Origin of the sequence: Novosphingobium sp. TCA1 (assembly GCF_009811895.1) — a bacterium.
GTDB classification, from domain to species: Bacteria; Pseudomonadota; Alphaproteobacteria; order Sphingomonadales; family Sphingomonadaceae; genus Novosphingobium; species Novosphingobium panipatense_A.
On the sequence record NZ_BLJH01000080.1, the window covers coordinates 1 to 5,659 of the forward strand.

At 63.6% G+C, this 5,659-nt stretch carries 6 protein-coding genes; 3 read left to right on the plus strand and 3 right to left on the minus strand.

Features of this window, described 5'->3' with window-relative positions; all coding sequences use genetic code 11:
- Positions 1-479: 479 nt before the first annotated feature.
- Entirely contained in the window at positions 480-1,364 is an 885-nt protein-coding gene (locus tag NTCA1_RS27765; protein ID WP_159832458.1) for a LysR family transcriptional regulator, read from the minus strand.
- 106 nt (positions 1,365-1,470) lie between these two features.
- On the opposite strand from NTCA1_RS27765, the gene NTCA1_RS27770 reads away from it, so the two are divergent.
- Together NTCA1_RS27770 and NTCA1_RS27775 are read left to right on the plus strand one after the other, a co-directional pair.
- Positions 1,471-1,809, plus strand: coding sequence for an antibiotic biosynthesis monooxygenase (locus NTCA1_RS27770; protein ID WP_159832459.1), 339 nt, complete (start codon positions 1,471-1,473; stop codon positions 1,807-1,809).
- A complete protein-coding gene (locus NTCA1_RS27775) occupies positions 1,806-2,963 on the plus strand; it encodes an MFS transporter (RefSeq protein WP_159832460.1) in 1,158 nt (385 codons plus the stop codon). The genes NTCA1_RS27770 and NTCA1_RS27775 overlap by 4 nt, the downstream gene beginning before the upstream one ends.
- A 24-nt stretch (positions 2,964-2,987) precedes the next feature.
- Here the strand turns inward: NTCA1_RS27775 and NTCA1_RS27780 are convergent, their stop codons facing one another.
- Positions 2,988-3,698, minus strand: coding sequence for an SDR family oxidoreductase (locus NTCA1_RS27780; protein ID WP_159832461.1), 711 nt, complete (start codon positions 3,696-3,698; stop codon positions 2,988-2,990).
- Between the two features lie 107 nt (positions 3,699-3,805).
- On the opposite strand from NTCA1_RS27780, the gene NTCA1_RS27785 reads away from it, so the two are divergent.
- Positions 3,806-4,768: a LysR family transcriptional regulator gene (locus NTCA1_RS27785; protein ID WP_201282624.1), complete on the plus strand. Its 963-nt coding sequence runs from the start codon at positions 3,806-3,808 to the stop codon at positions 4,766-4,768.
- A gap of 8 nt (positions 4,769-4,776) precedes the next feature.
- Here the strand turns inward: NTCA1_RS27785 and NTCA1_RS27790 are convergent.
- The coding region (locus NTCA1_RS27790; RefSeq protein ID WP_159832463.1) for an FAD-dependent monooxygenase at positions 4,777-5,659 on the minus strand (883 nt) is incomplete at its 5' end.

A 5,659-nucleotide genomic window follows, 5' to 3' on the forward strand; every position in this document is an offset into this window, starting at 1 on the left:
AGCTTTCTCAACCTCGCCGCAGTGCGCCTATGGCTGAAATCTTATGTCAACGCGGCCTAGTCGGCGGTTTCTTCCTTACAGACGGAAGCCAGACAGGTCTCTATCTTACCCGGCTTCTGGTGCCTGAAGGGCCGAAAAGGGTGGTTTGGCCGTTGAAGCAGCTAGAACGTCGCTTCATCAAGGAGCATGGATATGACCGTTGTAGTCATTCTTGGGTTTGTTCTTTGCATCGCCGCCGCGCTGGTCCTCGCCTTGTGGTATAGTGCAAACAAACCAGACGTTTAGTTTGGTATCCGCAACGTCGGCGTTAGAGGGGAGAGTAGCGCCCAATGCGGTCGGCTGAACGATGCTATGTTTATGCAATTGGCAACCATTGTGCCGACCATCACAGAAAATAGGGTTTTATAGGTAAAGCCATGTTTTGGCCTTCAGGCGGTGAACATGGCTCTGATCGTTATTCTGTAGCGGTGACTGCCCGCTCACTCTGGAGCGTCCGGTTTCAAATGTGCCGCCATGAAATCGACGAAAGCCCTGAGCTTAGGGGTCACTTGCCGGCTGGCAGGCCATAAGACGTTGAACTGGTCGATCTCGCACACACTGTTCTCCAGGAGCGAGACCAGCCGACCTTCGGCGAGTTCCTGCCGGATCGCGAAGGGCGGCAGGCAGGCGATGCCATGCCCGGCGACTGCCAGGTGAACAAGCGGGTCGATCGCCGTCGCGCTCATGGTTTCGGGAAGCGCGTTGCCTTCGGTGCCCAGCGGCCAAGGGCGTAGCTTACCGGTACTGGGGGAGCGCTGGCGTAGGCAGCGATGCGATCCCAGATCGATCGGCTCGGTGGGCGTGCCATGCGCCGCGAGGTAAGCTGGGGACGCGACGATCCGCAGCCTGAAGCGGCCTGCATTTCTGCGCATGAGCCTGCTGTCGGCAGGCTGACCGGTACGCACCACGGCATCGAAGCCTTCCTCGATCACGTCGACCAGCCGGTCACTGAAATCGAGATTAAGCTGCACTTGCGGATAGGCGACCATGAAATCGGCGAGGACCGGGGTGAGCAGCATCGCCACCAGCGGCAGGCTGACACGCAGCCGCCCGCGCGGGGCGACATGGGTCTGCGCCAGTTCCTCGCGCGCGGCCTCCATCTCGGCAAAAATCCTGCGGCAGCGCTCCAGAAACATGCGCCCTTCCTCGGTGAGCGCCATGTTGCGGGTGTTGCGGTGGAACAGGCGGACCTGAAGCTGCTCCTCCAGCCGGGCGACCGCCTTGCCGATCGCCGACGCGGTCAGCCCAAGTTGCCTGCCGGCTGCCACGAAGCTGCCTGTCTCCGAGGTCTGAACGAAAGCGTTGAGCGCGACGAGTTGATCCATGTGGCGCGAATACCGGAATATTCATCCGCAGTCACCGGAACACAGGCCAGTTTTTCGCGGCCCGATCCGAGCCTAGGTCTCCGGTCATCACCACAAGGAGACCGAAATGACCGCAACCTTCAGCGCCGCTCCCATCCCGACCACCTTCATCGTCAATGTCATCCACGCGCATCCCGGCAAACAGGAAGAGGCGTTTCGCATCATCCAGGACGTGGTCCGCTATGTGGCGGCACGCAAACCGGGCTTCCTGTGGAGCAGCCTTGCCAAGAGCGACGACGGCCTTACCGTCGTCAACATCGAGGCGATCTCGGGCGCCGGCGATGTCGAGCTGTTCTTTTCGGACCCGGTGTTCCTGGAGAAATTCAACCGGCTCGATACGGTCTCGACTTACGAATTCCACACATACAGGGTCGATGATCTCGTCCTGCCGCAGGTCGCGGCATGAGCACGGCGCGCGATCGCCTGCACCGCGGGGGGCTGATAGCGCTCGGCACCGCCGGTTTCGTCACCATCCTGACCGAAGCCTTGCCCGCAGGCCTGCTGCCGCAGATCGGCGCCGATCTGCATGTCGGCGAGGCGTTCGCCGGCCAGTGGGTCAGCGTCTATGCATTGGGATCGCTCGCAGCGGCGATCCCGCTTACGAACGCGACACGCCACTGGCCCAGGCGGCAAGTCCTGCTGGCAGCGATCCTCGGTTTCGCACTGGCCAATGGCGTGACGGCCATAACCGAGAGTTTCGCAGTGTCGCTGGCCGCGCGGTTCGTCGGCGGCGTATCGGCAGGGCTGCTATGGGCATTGCTTGCAGGCTACGCGGTCCGGCTCGCCCCGCAGCGGCTGGCCGGGCGGGCGATGGCCATCGCCATGGCCGGTACGCCGGTGGCACTGTCGATCGGCATTCCGGTGGGAACCGTACTGGGCCAGTGGGCCGGCTGGCGGGTCGCATTCGCCGCGCTCAGCGGGATTGCCATCGTGCTGGCGGGCTGGATGAGATTGCGCCTGCCGGACTTTCCGGGCGAGGAAGCGACCGGTCGCCCGTCCTTGCGGGAGGTCTTCGCGCTGCCCGGCCTGCGGCCAGTGCTGCTGCTGACGCTCTGCTTCGTTCTCGCTCACAACATCCTCTACACATACATCGCGCCTCTGCTCGCGGGCGCAGGACTGGCGGGGCAGACGGACCGGGTGCTGCTCACTTTCGGTATCGCCGGACTGGCCAGCATTGCCGTGACGGGCGCGCTGATCGACAGGCACCTGCGGCTGATGACCGGGCTGGGCATTCTGCTTTTCGTGGGTGCCGCGGTCTTGCTCGGCATGAGCGCAACCGCGCTTGCCATCTACGCGGCAGTATTGGCGTGGGGGTTGGGCTTCGGCGGAGCAGCCACTTTGTTCCAGACCGCGTCGGCCCGCGCTGCCGGCAATGCTGCCGATGTTGCGCAGGCGATGATCGTCACCGCATGGAACCTGGCGATCGCCGGAGGCGCGTTTATGGGCGGCGCCTTGCTCGATCGGCTCGGGGTGACGGCGTTGCCATGGTCCGCGTTCGCACTTCTCCTCGTCGCTGGCGCGGCGATGCCGAAAGGACGGCGCCGCGCCCCGTCCACATGATCTGCCTTCGACGCGCAACGGAGCTCATCGGAAAGTATAGCCACCGTCGCAGAACAGGGTGCTGCCGGTCATGTTGCCGTTGTCGAGGAGGAACAGCGCGGCATGCGCCTGTTCCAGGACATGCGCCGGTCGCTGGACGACGCAAAGCCGGCCCCAGAGATCGTAGGCGCTCTCGCGCTGCTCTTCGGGCCGGTCACGCCAGAGTTCGCTGTCGGTCGTACCCGGTGAGAGGCAATTGACCCGGATCGGCGCGAGTTCGATCGCCAGCCCTCGTGCCAGTCCTTCGACTGCCGCGTTGCACGCCGCATAGGCGGGCGCGCCGATCGGACGCGCCGACGCCGCGCCAGACATCAGCACGACACCGGCATCCGTGCGCAAGTACGGCAGCGCCTCGAAGACGGTCCAGTGCTGGCTCCAGAACTTGGCGGCGAACAGTGCCTCGCTGGTTTCCGGATCGCCGTTGCGAAAGGCGCCGGTGCGATAGCTTGCAGCGGAGATGAACGGGCCGGAGAGTTGCTGCTGACCCGCTGCGAAGAACTCGGCAATCGAGGCCCGGTCGGTAGTATCGACCGTACGGCCGATGGCACCGCTTCCCAATCGCTCGATGGCCGCTTCGAGCTTTCCGGGAGACCGCGCTCCGATCCGCACGCGATCGCCGCGTGCGACCAGAGCCTGCGCAAGGGCAAATCCGATGCCCGACGAGCCGCCGATGATGGCGTAAGTTCTCTCACTCATGGACACGACGCTATTGATGACGATAAGAGCCGTAAAATGAATAGATTTCCCTCCATTCACGAATTGAATTCCTGACGATGTCCTCTCGACATCCGTCCGGAGACGAGATGGGCGTGTTCCTCGATGTCTGCGCGGCCGGAAGTTTCGCCGCAGCGGCAGTGCGGCTGGGACTGACACCATCTGCGGTCGCCAAGGCCGTCGGCCGGCTTGAGCAACGGCTTGGGGTGCGGCTCTTTCACCGCACGACACGGCGCCTCGCTCTTACAGCAGAAGCCGTTGCTTATCGTGAGGTCTGCAGCGCGGCGCGGCAAAGGATCGAACGGGTAGAGATGGAACTGGCCCTGATGGTGTCGGAACCTGCAGGAAACCTGCGGATCAGCCTGCCGCCTTTGCTGGGCACGCATGTGATTGCGCCTGCGCTTTACAGACTTTGCGATACCTGGCCCCGTCTACGCCTCGAAATCTCGACATCGACCGTCTGGGCGGAGTTGGCCGAAGACAATATCGATCTCGCCGTGCGGATCGGCGAATTGCCGGAGCTTCCGGGGCTGATGGCTCGTCGGCTTGGTACGCAGCGGATCGTGCTGTGCGGTTCTGCGGAATATTTCGCCTCACGCGCAGTTCCGCAGACAGCGCAGGATCTGGCCGGACACAGCCTGCTCGCCGCTGCGCGGGACGGACGAGTGGCGCCGTGGCATTTTCACAGCCCGGGCGGGGAACTCATCGTGATGGAACCGGAACCGAAGTTGGTGCTGGATGGGAGTCTTCTGACGCTCTCGGCGATCCGAGCCGGGCAGGGGATAGGGCTTGTACCTTATTGGCTTGCCCGTGACGCGATTTTGGATGGAAGTCTCGTCCCCATCCTTGAAGAACTGGTGACCGGCCATTTGCCGATCAATGCCCTCTGGATCGCTTCTCCGATGATCGTGCCGCGTCTGCGGGTGGCGATAGACGCCGTCGTCGAAGCCGCCCACGAGGCAGCCGAACATTGCATCGAACTCGATGCTCAAGCGATTGCCATTGTCCGAAGTGGCGGTCATGCCGCTTCGTCAACGGGTTTGGCCATCTGAAGATCGCCTCACAGCCCCAACGGGCGGAGCGGATTGCCCACCAGTCCACTCACCATCGATGCCTGTATGGCAGTGGCCGGCCACAGCTTCGACAGAGGGCCGACGAGACGGTCGCGGACTAACGGCAGCAGCAGACTGTCGGATTGATAGACAGGGGTGAACAGCGCAGTAAGCCATTGATACGTTAGAACGTGGCGACGGCGCAGCCGGATGCCGTGCCGAACGCCCTCGTCGATCGTTTCCGCGTGCTCCAGACCACGCGCGAGCGCCCAGGCATCGAGCAGCGCCATGTTGGCGCCTTGCCCCAGTTGCGGACTGGCGGAATGCCATGCATCGCCGATATGGACCAGCGCCGGCTCCGCAGGCGAGTTCAGCGTGCGATGCGCATAGCGCGCGAAAGTCAGTTGATCCGGATCGGCGATCTGGTCGAGCAGCGCAGCGCAATCAGGCCAGAGCGCGGCGACCCGCGCCTTCCAAGCGGGAAGTCCAACGGCGCGCCAGTCGTCCAGCCGATCCGCCCGGAGCGACCAGAAGAACGCGGCTTTGGGCACAGTCTCGCCCGGTGGGGTTCCGATGGGCAAAACGCCCGCCATGATGCTCGCACGGTCGTAACGCTGGGCAAGGGCGTGGGAATCAAATCCGGCATCCTGAGGCAAGTCCAGGCTGGCCCACAGTGCTCCGTAGGCCAGTTCCCGGCCTGTCGGTGGAGCAAGCGGAGTCCGCGTGCCCAGGGCATCGACGACGAGATCGTAGGGACCGCTCTTCTGTCCATCGGAAAAGCGCAATGTGCGTTTGTTCCCCAGCTGCGTACTCGCGGTCAAGGTGCGTCCGGAGAGATACCATGGGCGCGGGACGGTGCCGGCGATGATAGGATCAGCCCCTCGCAGATCG